This window comes from Nonomuraea rosea, assembly GCF_039539705.1.
In the GTDB taxonomy this organism is placed as follows: Bacteria; Actinomycetota; Actinomycetes; order Streptosporangiales; family Streptosporangiaceae; genus Nonomuraea; species Nonomuraea rosea.
The window spans coordinates 44,070-59,617 of the sequence record NZ_BAABDQ010000040.1; the positions used below are offsets into that span (position 1 = coordinate 44,070).

Genomic DNA, 15,548 nt, shown 5'->3' on the forward strand with positions numbered 1-15,548 from the left:
CTACTGCGCCGGCTCGAGGTTCTTGGCCACGATGCCGTTGTCGGGATGGGAGAAGGGCAGCCCGAGCGCGTACGGGTTCTGCTCGCTGGGCCAGCCGGTCGCGTTGGCGGTCCTGAACTCGGCCAGCGAGCTGGACTGCTGCAGCGGGATGTAGGGCAGGTCGGCGACGACCGCGTCCTGGATGGTGAAGATGGCCTGCTTGATGATGTCCGCCTGCTCGGGCGGCGTGGTGGAGATGAGCGCCAGCGCGTCGTCCACGGCCTGGTTCTTGTAGCGGGCGATGTTCTGCCGGGCCGGGGGGACGTTCTTGCTGTTGAGGATGTTGTCGTACATGTAGAACGGGTGCGGGCCGCCCCACGCGTTCCACATCATCAGCTGGAAGTCGCCCTTCTGCTGGATGTCGGTGAAGGCGTTGAAGGAGACCTCCTTCGCCTTGAACTCGATGCCGACCTCCTTGAGCTGCTGCTTGATGACCTGGGCGGCGGAGATGTAGTCGGTCCAGCCGCTGACGAGGTGGCAGGTGAGGGAGACGCGCTTGCCGTCCTTGGCGTAGAAGCCGTCGCCGTCCTTGGCGTACCCGGCCGCCTCCAGGGTCTGGCGGGCCTTGTCCTGGTTGTACTCCAGCGTCAGCGCGGCGTGCTTGGGCGAGACGTAGTCCTGGAAGAGCGGGAGCACCACACCCAGCGGGCTGACCGGCTTGCCGAGCCCGGCGAACGCCAGGTCGACGATCTTTTCACGGTCGAGCGCCAGGTTGATCGCCTGGCGGACGGCCAGGTCGTTCGTGGGGGCCTTGGTCAGGTTCGGCACCAGGTTGGTGATGTAGAGATGGGCCTCGTTCTTGTAGGTGTTGTGCGCGGGGTCCTTGGCCACGAACTGCTTGTCGGGGTCGGCCATGAACATCGCGCCCCAGTCGATCTGCCCGGCGACCAGCGCCTGCAGGGAGGCGTCGTTGTTGTTGAAGGACCAGAACCGCAGGCCCTGGATCTTCGGCTTGCCGGTGTCCCAGTGCTGCGGGTTCTTGACCAGCGTGTAGCTCTGCGGCGTGAACTCGCCCATCATGAACGGCCCGGTGCCGACCGGCTTGACGTTGATCTCCTTGCTGGGCTTGCCGATCTTCTCCCACACGTGCTTGGGCACCATGTACGAGTTGCCGGCGATGTCCCAGAGCTTGGTGTACATCCGCTCGCTGAAGGTGATCTTCACCTGCGCGGGGCTCAGGACCTGCGCGTCCACGATGTTGCTGCCCGCGGCGTTCAGGTCCTTCTTGTCCCTGCGGTAGAGGAAGTTGAACGCGACGTCCTCGGCGGTGAACGGCTTGCCGTCGTTCCACTTCACGCCCTCGCGCAGGGTGAAGGTGAGCGACTTGCCCTCGTCGCCGAACGCGTACTTGGTGGCCAGGAGCGGCTGGATGTCGCCGGACTTCGACTGGTTGAAGAACATCAGCGTCTCGTAGATCATCCCCCACGTGCCCATCAGGTTGGGGGTGCCCTGGACCAGGGGGTTGAGGTTCTCGTTGAACTGGCCGGTGCCGCCGACCACGTTCACCATCGTGTCCGTGGCGGCCTTGGGAGCGGAGGCGGTCGTCGGCGCCGTACTGCCGGCGGTCAGCGGGACGCCGCCGCCCGAGCAGGCGGCGAGCGCGGCGAGCGCGACGCCCGCCACGATGAGCTTGACTCTCATCTGCTTCTCCAGGTGGGGGGTACAGGCAGCAATCGATTAGCCCTGAACAGCACGGTTGGGAGCGCTCCCATTGACGGACATGCCATCACTAAACCCGTTTAGTTGCAATGGCTGGTCGAGCAGATTTCCGCTTGGTTACTGAACCGATTCATGGCAGACGGCGGTGCTGTCCCTGAGCACCAGCCTCGGCCTGGCCTGCTGCGTGTCCGCCACGGGGCGGCCCAGGACCAGGTCGAGCAGCGATCGGGCGGCCTGGGCGCCGAAGGCGGGGATGTCCCTGCTCACCGCCGTCAGATGCGGCCTGGCCAGCAGGCACAGGGCGGAGTCGTCCCAGGCCACGATCGACAGCTCGGCGGGCACCGAGAACCCGGCCTCGCGGGCGGCGGCGGTGCCCGCCACGGCCATCACGTCGTTGTCGTACATGATGGCGGTCGGCCGCTCGTCCGCCCGCAGGAGCGCGAGCGTGGCCCGCTCGCCGCCCTCGCCGCTGTAGTCGGCGTACACGGTGCGGCACTCCACGCCGAGCCCGGCGGCCGTCTCGCGCGTGGCCGCGGTCCGCACGCCGGTGTGCCTGAGCTCACGCGGGCCCGCGACCCTGGCGATCCTGCGGTGCCCCAGCCCGGCCAGGTGCTCCACCGCCACGGCGATCGCGCCCGCGTCGTCGCTCCAGACGGCGGGCAGCCCGCCCGTCCCCTCAGGACCCCCGATGACCACGGCGGGCAGCCGCAGCTCCTCCAGCGCGGCGATCCTGGCGTCCGCGGCCCGCAGGTCCACGACGAACACCCCGGCCACCCGGTGCTGCCCCCACCACTTCCGGTAGATCGCGATCTCCGCCTCGTGGTCCTCGGTCATCTGCAGCAGCAGCCCGACGGACGCCTCCGACAGCGTGGCCTCGATCCCGGAGATCAGCTGCATGAAGAACGGCTCCAGCCCCAGCGTGCGCGCCGGCCGGTCCACGACGAGGCCGAGCACGTCGGGCCGCCCGTCGGACAGGGCCCGCGCCAGGCTGTTCGGCTGCCAGCCCAGCTCGGCGGCGATGGCCTGGACCCGGCGGCGCGTCTCGCTGGAGACGCCGGGGCGGCCGTTCAGCGCGAACGACACCGCGCCCTTCGAGACGCCCGCCCGGCGCGCGATGTCGTCGATCGTGGGTCGCTTCATGCGGCCGTCCTTGCTGATTTACCGGTTCATTTAGACCGTACCCGCTCGTTTACGAGAAGACATGTGACATGAAAGACGCCCAGGACGCAAGCCCTGGGCGCACCCGGAAATGACGACTGCCCGCCGCACCTCCTTGCGAGAGGTGCGGCGGGCAGCCGGCGGATCAGTGACCGGTCGTCAGTGGCCGGTCGTCCGGGTCAGCGCTCGAAGCGGCTGCCCGTGCTGCGGCGCTCGTCCACACGGCCGCCGCCGGAGCGGTAGCCGTCGCGCGGCGCGCGGTCGTCGGAGCGGAACGCGCGGTCGCGGTCGGTCGAGAACGGACGGCCACGGTCGGCGGCCGGGCGGCCGCCGCGGTCGTCGGCCGGGCGAACCCCGCCGCCGGCGCGCTGGCCGCGGTCGTCCTGACGAACCGGGCGGTCGTCGGAGCGGAACCCGCCACGCGCCCGGCCACCGTCACGGCGACGGTCGTCGGAGAACGTGCGGGGCTGGTCCTGCGAGGGACGCCCGGCAGGGCGCTCACCCTCGGTGTGCGGCCGGCGCGGACGACGGTCCTCGCCGGCGGCGCCGCCGGCCAGCGGACGGTCGCCGTCCTCGTGGCGCCGCGGACGGCGCTCGCCGTCGAAGTCACGACGGCCACCGCCACGACGGCCACCGCGACGCTCGCCACCGCCGTGACCGCCCTCACGGCGCGGACGCAGCGGCTTGCGGACGTCCGGCTCCCAGACGGGGACGGGCTCGCCGCTCGGCTGGCGGGCACCGGTCACCTCGGCCAGGCGGGGGTTACCGGGGTTCGCCTTCAGCCTGAACGGGTGGATCCCGGCGCGCCGGGTGAGCGCGTCGGTCGAGCGGCGCTCGTTGGGCAGCACCAGCGTGACGACGGTGCCCTTCTCGCCCGCACGGGCCGTGCGGCCGCCCCGGTGCAGGTAGCTCTTGTGGTCCTGCGGCGGGTCGACGTGCAGCACCAGGCTGATGTTGTCGACGTGGATGCCGCGGGCCGCGACGTCGGTGCAGACCAGCACGTTGACCGAACCCTCGCGGAACTCCGCGAGGATGCGCGTGCGCTGGTTCTGGCGCTTGCCGCCGTGCAGGCCGCCCGACTTGACGCCGACCCTGGCCAGCTGCTTGCATAGCCGGTCCACGCCGTGCTGGGTGCGGACGAAGATGATCGTACGGCCCTCGCGGTTGGCGATCTCGGCCGTCACGTCGAACTTGTCGTCACGCGTGACCTGGATCACGTGGTGCTCCATGGTGTCGACCGGCGAGGTCGCCGGCGCCACGGAGTGGGTGATCGGGTTGTTCAGGAAACGCCGCACCAGCTTGTCGACGTCGCCGTCGAGCGTGGCGGAGAACAGCAGCCGCTGCCCGTCGGCCGGCGTCTGCGCGAGCAGCTCCGTGACGACGGGGAAGAAGCCGAGGTCGCACATGTGGTCGGCCTCGTCGAGCACGCTGACCTCGACCTCGCCGAGCGAGCACTCACCCTGCCGGATGAGGTCGCCCAGGCGGCCGGGGGTGGCGATGACGACGTCGACGCCACGGCGCAGCGCCTCGATCTGCTTGCCCATGGACATGCCGCCGACGATGACCTTCATGCGCAGGCCCAGGCCGCGGCCCAGCGGCTCAAGGGCGTCGTGCACCTGGAGCGCGAGCTCACGGGTGGGCACCAGGATCATGGCGCGGGGACGGCCGGGGGCCGGCCGGACGCCCGCGAGGCGGGCCATGGTGGGCAGGCCGAAGGCCAAAGTCTTGCCGGAGCCGGTCTGGCCACGGCCGAGCACGTCGTGCCCGGCGAGAACGTCGGGAATCGTCGCGCTCTGGATGGGGAAGGGGCTGTCGATGCCCTGCTTGGCCAGCCCCGTGATGAGCGGCTTCGGCAACCCGAGCAGCTCGAACTCGGACGGGCCCGGCTCAGGGGCGCCTTCGCCGAGGGAGGGCATGACAGCGTCAAGCATGGTCACGAAATTCGTGCCTTTCGTCGAAGTGGCGCGTCACTTCTGCGAAAAGGACGAGCCGGGACGTACGGCGGGGGCCGTACACGTTCGGGACACCCGCCAACGGGGCGGGTCGATTAAGGGGGGTACACCGGAGGCACCGGCCGCAGGCGGCGCAAGACGCGCAATGAGACGTCAGGTGTACCTGGTGCCAACGCCGGGAGGATATCGGATATTCCCCAGACGGGTCCGGGCGTTCCGAAACCCTCCTCGGCACGCTGACGCGGCTGATGCCTAACATCAGCCGTAACAGCAGAAATGATCAGACGTTAAAGCCTAGCATACGCAGCTGGTCACGGCCCTCGTCGGTAATCTTGTCCGGGCCCCACGGCGGCAGCCAGACCCAGTTGATCTTGACGTCGGAGACCATGCCGTCGAGGGCGGAGTGGGCCTGGTCCTCGATGACGTCGGTCAGCGGGCACGCCGCACTCGTCAGGGTCATGTCGATGGTCGCCACGGGCTGGCCGCCGTCGGAGGGGTCGAGGTTGAGCCCGTAGATGAGGCCCAGGTCGACGACGTTGATGCCGAGCTCGGGGTCGACGACGTCCTTGAGCGCCTCCATGATCTCCTCGACGGTGGCGTCACCGTCGAAGGAGGTGGGAGTCTCCACTGGCTTACTCATTCGGCAGCACTCCTCACAACAGCGTCCTTATAGGCCATCCAGGAAAGCAACGCACATTTAACACGTGCGGGGAACTTGGCCACGCCCGCGAACGCGACCGCGTCGCCGAGCACCTCCTCGTCGGCCGCCACCTTCCCCCTGCCCTGCATGAGCCTGGTGAACTCATCGACCACGGAGAGCGTCTCCTCGACCGTCGAGCCGGTGGTCAGCTCGTGCAGCACGGAGGCGGCGGCCTGGCTGATCGAACAGCCCTGGCCGTCGTAGGAGACGTCGAGGATCTTGCCGGCGTCGCCCACCTTGACCCTGAGCGTGATCTCGTCGCCGCACGTGGGGTTCACGTGGTGAACCTCGGCGTCGTACGGCTCGCGAAGCCCCCGCCCCTGCGGGTGCTTGTAGTGTTCCAGGATCAGCTCCTGGTACATCGACTCGCCGATCATGGCTATGCGAACACCTTCTGAACGTGATGGAGACCGCGGACCAGGGCATCGATCTCGCCCGTCGTGTTGTACAGGTAGAACGACGCCCGCGTGGTCGCCGCTATTCCGAAGCGCAGGTGCAGCGGGCGCGCGCAGTGGTGCCCCACGCGGACGGCGACGCCGAACTGGTCGTCCAGGATCTGCCCGACGTCGTGCGGATGGATGCCCTCCAGCGTGAACGACACCGTGCCGCCGCGCAGCTCCAGCGAGTCGGGGCCGATCAGCCGCAGGCTGGGCACCTCGCGCAGGGCGTCGAGCGCGTAGGCCGTCAGGGCGCGCTCGTGCGCCTCGACGGCTTCCATGCCGACCTCGGTCAGGTAGTCGACGGCCGCGCCCAGCCCGATCGCCTCGACGATGGGCGGCGTGCCCGCCTCGAACTTGTGCGGGATCGGCGCGTACGTCGAGTGGTCCATCCAGACCGCCTCGATCATCTCGCCGCCGCCCATGAACGGCGGCATGGCCTCCAGCAGCTCGGCCCTGCCCCAGAGGACGCCGATGCCCGAGGGGCCGACCATCTTGTGACCGGTGAAGGCCACGAAGTCGGCGCCCAGCTCGGTCACGTTCACCGGGTGGTGCGGCACGGACTGGGACGCGTCGAGCATGATCAGCGCGCCGGCCTCGTGCGCCCGTGCCGCCACCGCGACGACCGGGTTGACGGTGCCGAGGACGTTCGACTGGTGGGCGATCGAGACGATCTTCGTCCGCTCGGTGATCACCGCGGGGTCGAAGTCGAGCCGGCCCTCGTCGGTGACGCCGAACCACTTCAGCGTCGCGCCGGTGCGCTGCGCGAGCAGCTGCCACGGCACGATGTTGGAGTGGTGCTCCATCTCGGACACGACGATCTCGTCGCCGGGCCCGAGGGTGAAGCGCGGGTCGGTGTTGGTCGGGTTGCCGAAGGCGTAGGCCACCAGGTTGAGCGCCTCGGAGGCGTTCTTGGTGAAGATCACCTCGTCGCGCGACGGCGCTCCGACGAAGCCCGTGATCTTGTCACGGGCGGTCTCGTAGGCGTCGGTCGACTCGGCGCCGAGCACGTGCATGGCCCGCCCGACGTTGCTGTAGTGCAGCGCCAGGTGGTCACGCATGGTCTCGATGACCTGGTTGGGCTTCTGCGAGGAGTTGCCCGAGTCGAGATAGACGAGCGGACGCCCGTCGGGCAGCTCGCGGGAGAAGATCGGGAAGTCTTTCCTGATCTTCTCCACGTCAAAGCTGGTGGAAGTCATGCAGATGCCTTCGTGTACTGCTCGTAGCCCTCGGCCTCGAGCTTGTCCGCCAGCTCCGGGCCGCCTTCCTCGACGATCCGGCCGGCCGCGAAGACGTGCACGAAGTCCGGCTTCACGTAGCGCAGGATGCGGGTGTAGTGCGTGATCAGCAGCACGCCGGTCTCGCCGGAGGCGCGGAAGCGGTTGATGCCCTCCGACACCACGCGCAGCGCGTCGACGTCGAGGCCGGAGTCGGTCTCGTCGAGCACCGCGATCTTCGGCTTGAGCAGCTCCATCTGGAGGATCTCGTGGCGCTTCTTCTCGCCGCCGGAGAAGCCCTCGTTCAGGTTGCGCTGGGCGAAGGCGGGGTCGATGGACAGCGCGTCCATGCCGCCCTTGAGGTCCTTGGCGAACTCGCGCAGCTTCGGCGCCTCGCCGCGGACGGAGGTGACGGCCGTGCGCAGGAAGTTCGAGACCGACACGCCGGGGACCTCGACCGGGTACTGCATGGCCAGGAACAGGCCCGCGCGGGCCCGCTCGTCCACGGACAGCTCCAGCAGGTCCACGCCGTCGAGCAGCACCTGGCCGCCGGTGATCGTGTATTTGGGGTGACCGGCGATCGCGTAGGCGAGCGTCGACTTGCCCGAGCCGTTCGGGCCCATGATGGCGTGGGTCTGGCCCGCCTTCACGGTCAGGTTGACGCCGCGCAGGATTTCCTTGTCCTCGACGGCGACGTGCAGCTCACGAATCTCTAGGGTTGACACGGTTATGACTCCTTCGAGAGCGAGACGAGGACGTCATCGCCGTCGATCTTGACTGTGTAGACGTTCACGGGCCTGGTGGCGGGCGGTCCTGTCGGTTTGCCCGAGCGGATGTCGAAGCACGAGCCGTGCAGCCAGCACTCGAGGGTGCCGTCGTAGACTTCGCCCTCGCTGAGTTTGACCTCGGCGTGGGAGCAGACGTCGTGCAGGGCGAAGACGTCTTCGCCCTTACGGACCAGTGCGACCGGGGTCTCGCCGACCTCGACGCCGAGCACGCCCCCGTCGGGGACGTCCTCGACTTTGCATACTTTCTCGAAACTCATCGTGCGAGCTCCGCCTCCACCGCGGTGAGCACACGCTCGCGGATCTCCTCGACCTGGATCTTCTCGATGAGCTGGCCCAGGAAGCCCCTGATGACCAGGCGGCGGGCCTCGTCGTAGGGGATGCCGCGGGCCTGGAGGTAGAAGATGTGCTCGTCGTCGAGCCGGCCGGAGGCGGAGGCGTGCCCCGCCCCGGCGACCTCGCCGGTGAGGATCTCCAGGTTGGGCACCGAGTCGGCGCGGGCGCCGTCGGTGAGGATGAGGTTGCGGTTGAGCTCGTAGGTGTCGGTGCCCTCGGCCTCGACCCTGATGATCACGTCGCCGATCCAGACGGCGTGCGCGTCCGTGCCCTGCAGGGCGCCGCGGTAGTCGACGTTGCTCTTGCAGTTGGGCTGCGAGTGGTCGACCAGCAGGCGGTGCTCCAGGTGCTGGCCCGCGTCCGCGAAGTAGACGCCGGACATGTCCGCGTCGCCGCCGGGGCCGGTGTAGGACACGCTGGGCGACAGGCGTACGAGGTCGCCGCCGAGCGTCACCACGAAGCTGCGGAACGTCGCGTCCTTGGCGAGCTGCGCGTGGTGGTGGGAGACGTGGACCGCGTCGTGCTCCCAGTCCTGCAGGCTGACGACCTTGAGCGAGGCGCCGTCGCCGACGACGAACTCGACGTTGTCGGCGTAGACGGCGCTGCCCTTGTGGTCGAGCACGACCACGGCCTCGGCCATCGGCTCGACCTTGACCACGATGTGGCCGTAGGTCGCGCCCTCGCCGGAGCCGGTGAGCGTCAGGACGGTCTCCTTGGACGCGACCGTCTCGCGCGGCACCGTGATCACGGTCGCCTTCTCGAAGCTGGTCCAGGCCTGCGCGCTGACCCGGTCGGCCGGCGTGTATGCCTTGCCGAGCCGGGCGTCGTCGCGGCCGACGGTCTCGACGGTCACCTCGGGGGCGGCGTCCACGTCCACGCGGACGTGGCCGGATGCCGCCTTGCCGTTGTGCAGACCCTTCAGGCGCGAGAGCGGCGTGAAGCGCCACGCCTCCTCACGCCCGGTCGGGACGTCGAAGTCGTCCAGGTCGTAGGACGCCTTCTCGTGCAGGGTCGACAAGGGCTTCTCGTTCAGGCCCATCAGCCGACGGCTCCTTCCATCTGCAGCTCGATCAGCCGGTTGAGCTCGAGCGCGTATTCCATGGGCAGCTCACGCGCGATCGGCTCCACGAAGCCGCGCACGATCATCGCCATCGCCTCGTCCTCGCCGAGCCCGCGGCTCATGAGGTAGAACAGCTGGTCCTCGCTGACCTTGGAGACCGTGGCCTCGTGCCCCATCGAGACGTCGTCCTCGCGGACGTCGACGTAGGGGTAGGTGTCGGAGCGGCTGATCTGGTCGACCAGGAGCGCGTCGCACTTGACGGTGCTGGCGCTGCCGTGGGCGCCCTCCTCGATCTGCACGAGACCGCGGTAGGAGGTGCGGCCGCCGCCGCGCGCCACCGACTTGGAGATGACGGTGGAGCTCGTGTTGGGCGCGAGGTGCACCATCTTCGAGCCGGCGTCCTGGTGCTGGCCCTCGCCGGCGAACGCGACGCTCAGCGTCTCGCCCTTGGCGTGCTCGCCCATGAGGTAGACGGCCGGGTATTTCATCGTGACCTTGGAGCCGATGTTGCCGTCGATCCACTCCATGGTCGCGCCCTCGTATGCCACGGCGCGCTTGGTGACCAGGTTGTAGACGTTGTTCGACCAGTTCTGGATGGTCGTGTAACGGCAGCGGGCGTTCTTCTTCACGATGATCTCGACGACGGCGCTGTGCAGCGAGTCGCTGGAGTAGATCGGCGCGGTGCAGCCCTCGACGTAGTGGACGTAGCTGTTCTCGTCCACGATGATCAGGGTCCGCTCGAACTGGCCCATGTTCTCGGTGTTGATCCGGAAGTAGGCCTGCAGCGGGATCTCGACCTCGATGTTCGGCGGCACGTAGATGAACGAGCCACCGGACCACACGGCGGTGTTGAGGGCGGAGAACTTGTTGTCGCCCACCGGGATGACCGAGCCGAAGTACTCCTTGAAGAGCTCCTCGTGCTCCTTCAGGCCCGAGTCGGTGTCGGCGAAGATGACGCCCTTCTCCTCGAGGTCCTCACGGATCTTGTGATAGACGACCTCGGACTCGTACTGGGCGGCGACACCGGCGATGAGGCGCTGCTTCTCCGCCTCGGGGATGCCGAGCTTGTCGTAGGTGTTCTTGATGTCCGCGGGCAGCTCGTCCCAGGAAGCGGCCTGCTTCTCGGTGGAGCGCACGAAGTATTTGATGTTGTCGAAGTCGATGGCCGTGAGGTCGGAGCCCCACGTGGGCAGCGGCTTCTTGCCGAACAGGCGCAGGCCCTTCAGGCGAAGGTCGAGCATCCACTCCGGCTCGTTCTTGAGCGCGGAGATGTTGCGGACGACCTCCTCGGACAGGCCACGCTTGGCCGTGGACCCGGCTGCATCCGAGTCGGCCCAGCCGAACTTGTAATTGCCGAGGCCTTCCAGCTCCGGGCGGTCGGTGACAGTCACCTTCCGGTCTCCTTGCTCTCTTCGTTAAGGCTCTTGCCTCTATGTGCGGAATCACCCAGCGACTGCGGGCTCACATGCGTCGTGCAGACCCCGTCGCCGTGGGCGATCGTGGCCAGGCGCTGCACCGGTGTGCCGAGGAGTTGCGCGAACGCCTCCGTCTCGGCCTCGCAGAGCTGCGGGAACTCCGCAGCCGCGTGTGCCACCGGGCAGTGATGCTGGCAGAGCTGGTCGCCGCCCGACTTGGCCTTGGTGGCCGAGGCGGCATATCCCTCCGCCGACAGCGCCTGCGCCAGCACTTGCACGCGCTGGTCGGCCGGCACCGTCCGCATGACCGGCTCCAGCCGCCTCAGCAGGCCCTTGACCTGCGAGCGGGCGAAGTCGGACACGGCTTCTTTTCCCATGCGCTCGGCCAGGAAACGCAGCGCGCTCCCGGCCAGGTCGTCATAGGCGTGCTCGAAAGCACTGCGCCCCGCGTCGGTGATCGCGAACAACTTGGCGGGCCGTCCCCGCCCGCGCTGGCCGCGCGGCCGGACCGTGCGAGGCTCGATCATCCCGTCGGCCAGCAGCGCGTCAAGATGACGGCGGACGGCGGCGGGCGTCAGCCCGAGCCGCTCGCCCAGCGCGGCGGCCGCGACGGGACCATGCTCGAGGATCAGCCTGGCGACACGCGCGCGTGTGCTGCGCTCGCTGCTGGGCTCGATCGTCCGCATGTTTTTCACAACATCAGTGTGCCGTAATTCCTTCCCGCTTCACAAACGGATCTGAGCAGGAGCGGGATGGAATTTATCACGCAGGGTAGCCTTACCTAACCTTTGCCCGGCCCAAGATCGTGAACGTCAGGGCGGAGCAGCAGATGAGGCCGAGCATGACACAGGCCATGGGCAGCGCGGAGCCCGATCCGGCCAAACCGACCAGCGGGGCCGCTGCCGCGCCGAGCGCGAACTGCAGCACGCCCAGCAGGGCCGAGGCGCTGCCGGCGACCTGGGCGGGCTGCGAGCCCAGCGCGAGCGCGCCGGTGCCGGGCAGCGTCAGGCCCTGGCCGAGCATGATGACGACCAGCCCGCTGACGATGCCCCACAGGCCGAGCCCGGCGAGCGCGGCGGTCATCAGCAGCGCGGCGCCGACCAGGGCGGTGCCGAGGCCGATGCGGACCAGGAGCACCGGCGGCACCCGCCCGGAGAGCCGGCCGCCGACCTGGGCCATGACGGTCAGGGCCAGGGCGTTGAGGCCGAAGATGAGGGAGTACTGCTGGGGCGTGGCGCCGTAGACCTCCTGGAGCACGAACGGCGAGCCGGAGATGTAGCCGAACATGGCCGCGAACGCCAGGCCCGCGGTGAGCGCGGAGGCCATGAACGCGCGGTCGCGCAGCAGCTTCCAGAACGTGGCCACGGTGTGCTTCAGCCCGCCGCTCTCGCGCTTGTCCGCGGGCAGCGTCTCACGCACGCCGGGCAGCACGGCCAGCAGCAGCACCAGCCCCGCGATGCTGAGCGCCACGAAGACGCCGCGCCACGAGGTGAACGCGAGGAGCTGGGCCCCCGCGATGGGCGCCAGGATCGGCGCCAGGCCGCTGACGAGCATCAGCGTGGCGAAGATGCGGGCGATGGCGGCCCCGTCGTACAGGTCGCGCACGACCGCGCGCACGATCACCAGGGCGGCGCCGCCCAGGATGCCCTGGAGCAGGCGGAAGGCGATGAGCATGGGCACCGAGGGCGCGAACGCGCACAGCAGCGAGGCCAGCATGAATCCGGCCACGCCCACGATCAGCGGCACCCGCCGCCCGCGCACGTCGCTCACCGGCCCGGCGATCACCTGGCCCACGGAGACGCCGATGAGGCAGGCGGTGAGCGTGAGCTGGACCTGGGCGGGAGCGCTGAGCATCTCGGAGGTGATGGCGGGCAGCGCGGGAAGGTACATGTCGATGGAGAGCGGCCCGATCGCCGACAAGGCCCCGAGGATCAGGAGCAGCAACCCCCGGCTGCCGCTCTTCTTCTGCTCGGCCGGCGCTGCGGCGGTGGACGCGGACGTGGCTTCGGCCACGGACATGCGTAATCCCCTTCCCTCATGGGCTTGCGGCCCACGAGGGCCGAGGGATCAAACCAGGATTAGGTCCTCCTAATTCCCGGTTATCAGATATTTAGCCGATTTCACGCAGCTGGATGATGGACAGCGCCCGCCCCCTGCGGATCGGCGATCATCGAGAAGCGGCCGGGAGGCGCGTCCTCCCCGCGCACGAGGACCGACCCGCCCGCGCGCTCGGCGGCGTCGGTGGTGGCGTCGAGGTCGGCGACGGCGAAGTACGTCATCCAGAACGAGGGCGTCTCGGCCGGGTAGTCGGCGAACATCTCCATCATGCCGCCGACGGCCGGCTCGCCCGCGTGCCACTCGGTGTATTTGACCCCGCCCATCTCGAGCAGGTTGGGGGTCCAGCCGAAGACGGCCGGGTAGAAGCTCTCGGCGGCGGCCGGGTCGCGCGTGATCAGCTCGTTCCAGCAGAACGAGACCGGCTCGTTGACCAGCTCGGCGCCGTGGTGCCCGCCCGCCTGCCAGGCGCCCGCGTAGGAGCCGTCGGCGGCGCGGAAGACGGTCATGGTGCCCTGGTCGAAGACCGCCATCGGCTCCATGACGACGGTGCCGCCCGCCTTCCTGACCTTGTCGGCGACGGCCGCGGCGTCGTCGGTGGCGATGAACGTGTTCCACACCGAGGCGCGCTCCCCGCTCGCCACCGGGCTCGCCACCGGGCTCGCCACCGGGCCCAGCCCGGCGACCTTCTTGCCCTGGTGACGGAACATCCCGTAGCCGCCGGCCGCCGGATCGGCGATCATGTCGGCCTCCCAGCCGAAGACCTCTCCGTAGAAGCGGGCGGAAGCGTCGACATCGGTGCTGGACAGGTCCACCCAGCACGGGACTCCCGGGTCGTACGCACTGCGTTGCGACATTGCAACCTCCTGTGACGTGGAGCTCACCGTCAGACTTTCACTCCGTCCCGACACTTTCCTGGAAACGAGCGGGTCAGGGCCTGTCCACATCCGGCCATGCGCCGGCCATGCGCCCGGCATGCATCCGCCATACTTGCGGTCCTGCCCGACTCGTGCTCACCTGCGGCCCGGACCGGGCGGGGTAGTCCCTAAACTCATGGCCATGGAATCCCCAGCCGTCGAGATCGTCGACCTGGTCAAACATTACGGCGGCAGGACCGCCCTCGACGGCCTGTCCCTCCGCGCCGAGCGCGGCGCCGTCACCGCGGTCCTCGGTCCCAACGGCGCCGGCAAGACCTCCACGGTCGAGATCTGCGAGGGGTTCCGCAAGGCCGACGCGGGCACGGTCAGGGTCCTCGGCCTGGCGCCCGCGCTGCCCGAGCTGCGGCCCCGGGTCGGGGTCATGCTGCAGGCGGGCGGCGTGCCGCCGGCCATGCGCTGCGCCGAGTGGCTGCGGCTGGTCTCCCGCTTCTACGCCAGTCCGCTCGACGCCCAGGCGCTCCTGGTGCGGCTCGGGCTCGACGAGCACGTACGCACCCCGTACCGGCGGTTGTCGGGCGGGCAGCAGCAGCGGCTGTCGCTGGCCGCGGCCGTCATCGGGCGGCCCGAGCTGGTCTTCCTCGACGAGCCGACGGCCGGCCTCGACCCGCAGGCCAGGCACGCCTGCTGGGAGCTCGTCGGCGAGCTGCGCGGCGCGGGCGTGTCGATCGTGCTGACCACGCACCACATGGACGAGGCCGAGCGGCTGGCCGACCACGTGGTGATCATCGACAGGGGGCGCGTGGTGGCCCAGGGCAGCCCGGCCTCACTGACCGGGGCCGAGCGGCAGCTCAGGTTCCGGGCCCGTCCTGGGCTGACGCTGGAGGAGCTGCTCAACGCGCTGCCCATGGGGAGCGCGGCCAAGGAGTCGCCCGCCGGCCACTACATCATCGAGGGCCAGGTGGGCCCCGAGCTGCTGGCCACGGTGACGGCCTGGTGCGCGGCCGAGGGCGTCACGGCCGACGACCTGCGCATCGAGCGGCGCACGCTCGAAGACGTCTTCCTCGAACTGACCGGCAGGGAGCTGCGATGACCGCGCTGGACTTCACCCCGGCGCCCGGCGCCGCGCCGTTCCCGCGCATAGTGCTGGCCCAGGCGGGCGCCGAGGTCCGCGCGATGCTGCGCAACGGCGAGCAGCTCCTGCTCACGATGATCATCCCGGTGCTGCTGCTGACCGGGTTCTCGCTGGCGCCGCTGATCGACGTCGGCGGCGGCAGGCGGGTCGACTTCCTGGCCCCGGGCGTGCTGGCGCTGGCGGTCATGTCCACCGCCTTCACCGGGCAGGCCATCGCGACGGGCTTCGAGCGCCGCTACGGCGTGCTGAAGCGGCTGGGCGCCACGCCGCTGTCCAGAGCCGGGCTGATGCTGGGCAAGACGGGGGCCGTGGTGGCCGTGGAGGCCATCCAGGTCGTGGTGATCGTGGCCGTGGGGCTGGCGCTGGGGTGGCGGCCGCACGGGTCGTTCCTGAGCGCGGCGCTGCTGATCGTGCTGGGCACGGCGGCGTTCAGCGGGCTGGGGCTGCTCATGGCCGGCACGCTGCGCGCGGAGGCCACGCTGGCCGGGGCGAATCTCGTCTACCTGGTGCTGCTGGGGGCCGGCGGGGTGATCTTCCCGCTGACGAAGTTCCCCGAGGGGGCGCGGCCGGTGCTGGAGGTGCTGCCCATCTCGGCGCTGACCGGCGGGTTGCGGGCGGTCTTCGTGGAGGGCGCCGCGCTGCCGCTCGGCCCGCTGGCGGTGCTCGCCGCCTGGGCGGTGCTGTCGCTGGGGCTGGTCTCACGCGTGTTCCGCTGGGAGTGACGC

15 protein-coding genes are annotated in these 15,548 nt (G+C 69.6%); 2 read left to right on the forward strand and 13 right to left on the reverse strand.

The window, feature by feature from the left end:
- From ABEA43_RS52900 to ABEA43_RS52960, 13 genes are all read right to left on the reverse strand, one after another.
- Positions 1–1,680, reverse strand: coding sequence for an ABC transporter substrate-binding protein (locus ABEA43_RS52900; protein ID WP_345574240.1), 1,680 nt, complete (start codon positions 1,678–1,680; stop codon positions 1–3).
- Between the two features lie 135 nt (positions 1,681–1,815).
- Positions 1,816–2,838, reverse strand: coding sequence for a LacI family DNA-binding transcriptional regulator (locus tag ABEA43_RS52905; RefSeq protein ID WP_345574241.1), 1,023 nt, complete (start codon positions 2,836–2,838; stop codon positions 1,816–1,818).
- A 197-nt stretch (positions 2,839–3,035) separates the two neighbouring features.
- Positions 3,036–4,787, reverse strand: a complete 1,752-nt coding sequence (locus ABEA43_RS52910; RefSeq protein WP_345574245.1) for a DEAD/DEAH box helicase — start codon at positions 4,785–4,787, stop codon at positions 3,036–3,038.
- A gap of 301 nt (positions 4,788–5,088) precedes the next feature.
- Positions 5,089–5,448, reverse strand: a complete 360-nt coding sequence (locus ABEA43_RS52915) for a metal-sulfur cluster assembly factor (RefSeq protein WP_345574247.1) — start codon at positions 5,446–5,448, stop codon at positions 5,089–5,091.
- Positions 5,445–5,885 carry a Fe-S cluster assembly sulfur transfer protein SufU gene (gene sufU, locus ABEA43_RS52920; protein ID WP_345574250.1) on the reverse strand — a complete coding sequence of 147 codons (441 nt, stop codon included), beginning with the start codon at positions 5,883–5,885 and terminating at the stop codon, positions 5,445–5,447. Before sufU ends, ABEA43_RS52915 begins: the two co-directional genes overlap by 4 nt.
- A gap of 2 nt (positions 5,886–5,887) precedes the next feature.
- Positions 5,888–7,144 (reverse strand): cysteine desulfurase, encoded by a 1,257-nt coding sequence (locus ABEA43_RS52925; protein WP_345574252.1) that lies wholly within the window; start codon positions 7,142–7,144, stop codon positions 5,888–5,890.
- Positions 7,141–7,887, reverse strand: a complete 747-nt coding sequence (gene sufC / locus ABEA43_RS52930; protein ID WP_345574254.1) for a Fe-S cluster assembly ATPase SufC — start codon at positions 7,885–7,887, stop codon at positions 7,141–7,143. Before sufC ends, ABEA43_RS52925 begins: the two co-directional genes overlap by 4 nt.
- A 2-nt stretch (positions 7,888–7,889) precedes the next feature.
- Positions 7,890–8,207: a non-heme iron oxygenase ferredoxin subunit gene (locus tag ABEA43_RS52935; RefSeq protein WP_345574256.1), complete on the reverse strand. Its 318-nt coding sequence runs from the start codon at positions 8,205–8,207 to the stop codon at positions 7,890–7,892.
- Positions 8,204–9,322 (reverse strand): Fe-S cluster assembly protein SufD, encoded by a 1,119-nt coding sequence (gene sufD, locus ABEA43_RS52940; RefSeq protein ID WP_345574258.1) that lies wholly within the window; start codon positions 9,320–9,322, stop codon positions 8,204–8,206. The genes ABEA43_RS52935 and sufD overlap by 4 nt, the downstream gene beginning before the upstream one ends.
- Positions 9,322–10,734 (reverse strand): Fe-S cluster assembly protein SufB, encoded by a 1,413-nt coding sequence (gene sufB / locus ABEA43_RS52945; RefSeq protein ID WP_345574260.1) that lies wholly within the window; start codon positions 10,732–10,734, stop codon positions 9,322–9,324. The genes sufD and sufB overlap by 1 nt, the downstream gene beginning before the upstream one ends.
- Positions 10,731–11,444, reverse strand: coding sequence for a helix-turn-helix transcriptional regulator (locus ABEA43_RS52950; protein WP_345574262.1), 714 nt, complete (start codon positions 11,442–11,444; stop codon positions 10,731–10,733). Before ABEA43_RS52950 ends, sufB begins: the two co-directional genes overlap by 4 nt.
- Positions 11,445–11,535: 91 nt before the next feature.
- Positions 11,536–12,777 carry a multidrug effflux MFS transporter gene (locus tag ABEA43_RS52955; RefSeq protein WP_345574264.1) on the reverse strand — a complete coding sequence of 414 codons (1,242 nt, stop codon included), beginning with the start codon at positions 12,775–12,777 and terminating at the stop codon, positions 11,536–11,538.
- 101 nt (positions 12,778–12,878) lie between these two features.
- Positions 12,879–13,670, reverse strand: a complete 792-nt coding sequence (locus ABEA43_RS52960) for a VOC family protein (protein ID WP_345574266.1) — start codon at positions 13,668–13,670, stop codon at positions 12,879–12,881.
- A gap of 202 nt (positions 13,671–13,872) precedes the next feature.
- Here ABEA43_RS52960 and ABEA43_RS52965 point away from each other — a divergent pair, with 202 nt between their 5' ends.
- On the forward strand, positions 13,873–14,781 hold the full coding sequence (locus ABEA43_RS52965; RefSeq protein WP_345574268.1) for an ABC transporter ATP-binding protein: 909 nt from the start codon (positions 13,873–13,875) through the stop codon (positions 14,779–14,781).
- Positions 14,778–15,545 carry an ABC transporter permease gene (locus tag ABEA43_RS52970; protein WP_345574270.1) on the forward strand — a complete coding sequence of 256 codons (768 nt, stop codon included), beginning with the start codon at positions 14,778–14,780 and terminating at the stop codon, positions 15,543–15,545. Before ABEA43_RS52965 ends, ABEA43_RS52970 begins: the two co-directional genes overlap by 4 nt.
- Positions 15,546–15,548: the final 3 nt, after the last annotated feature.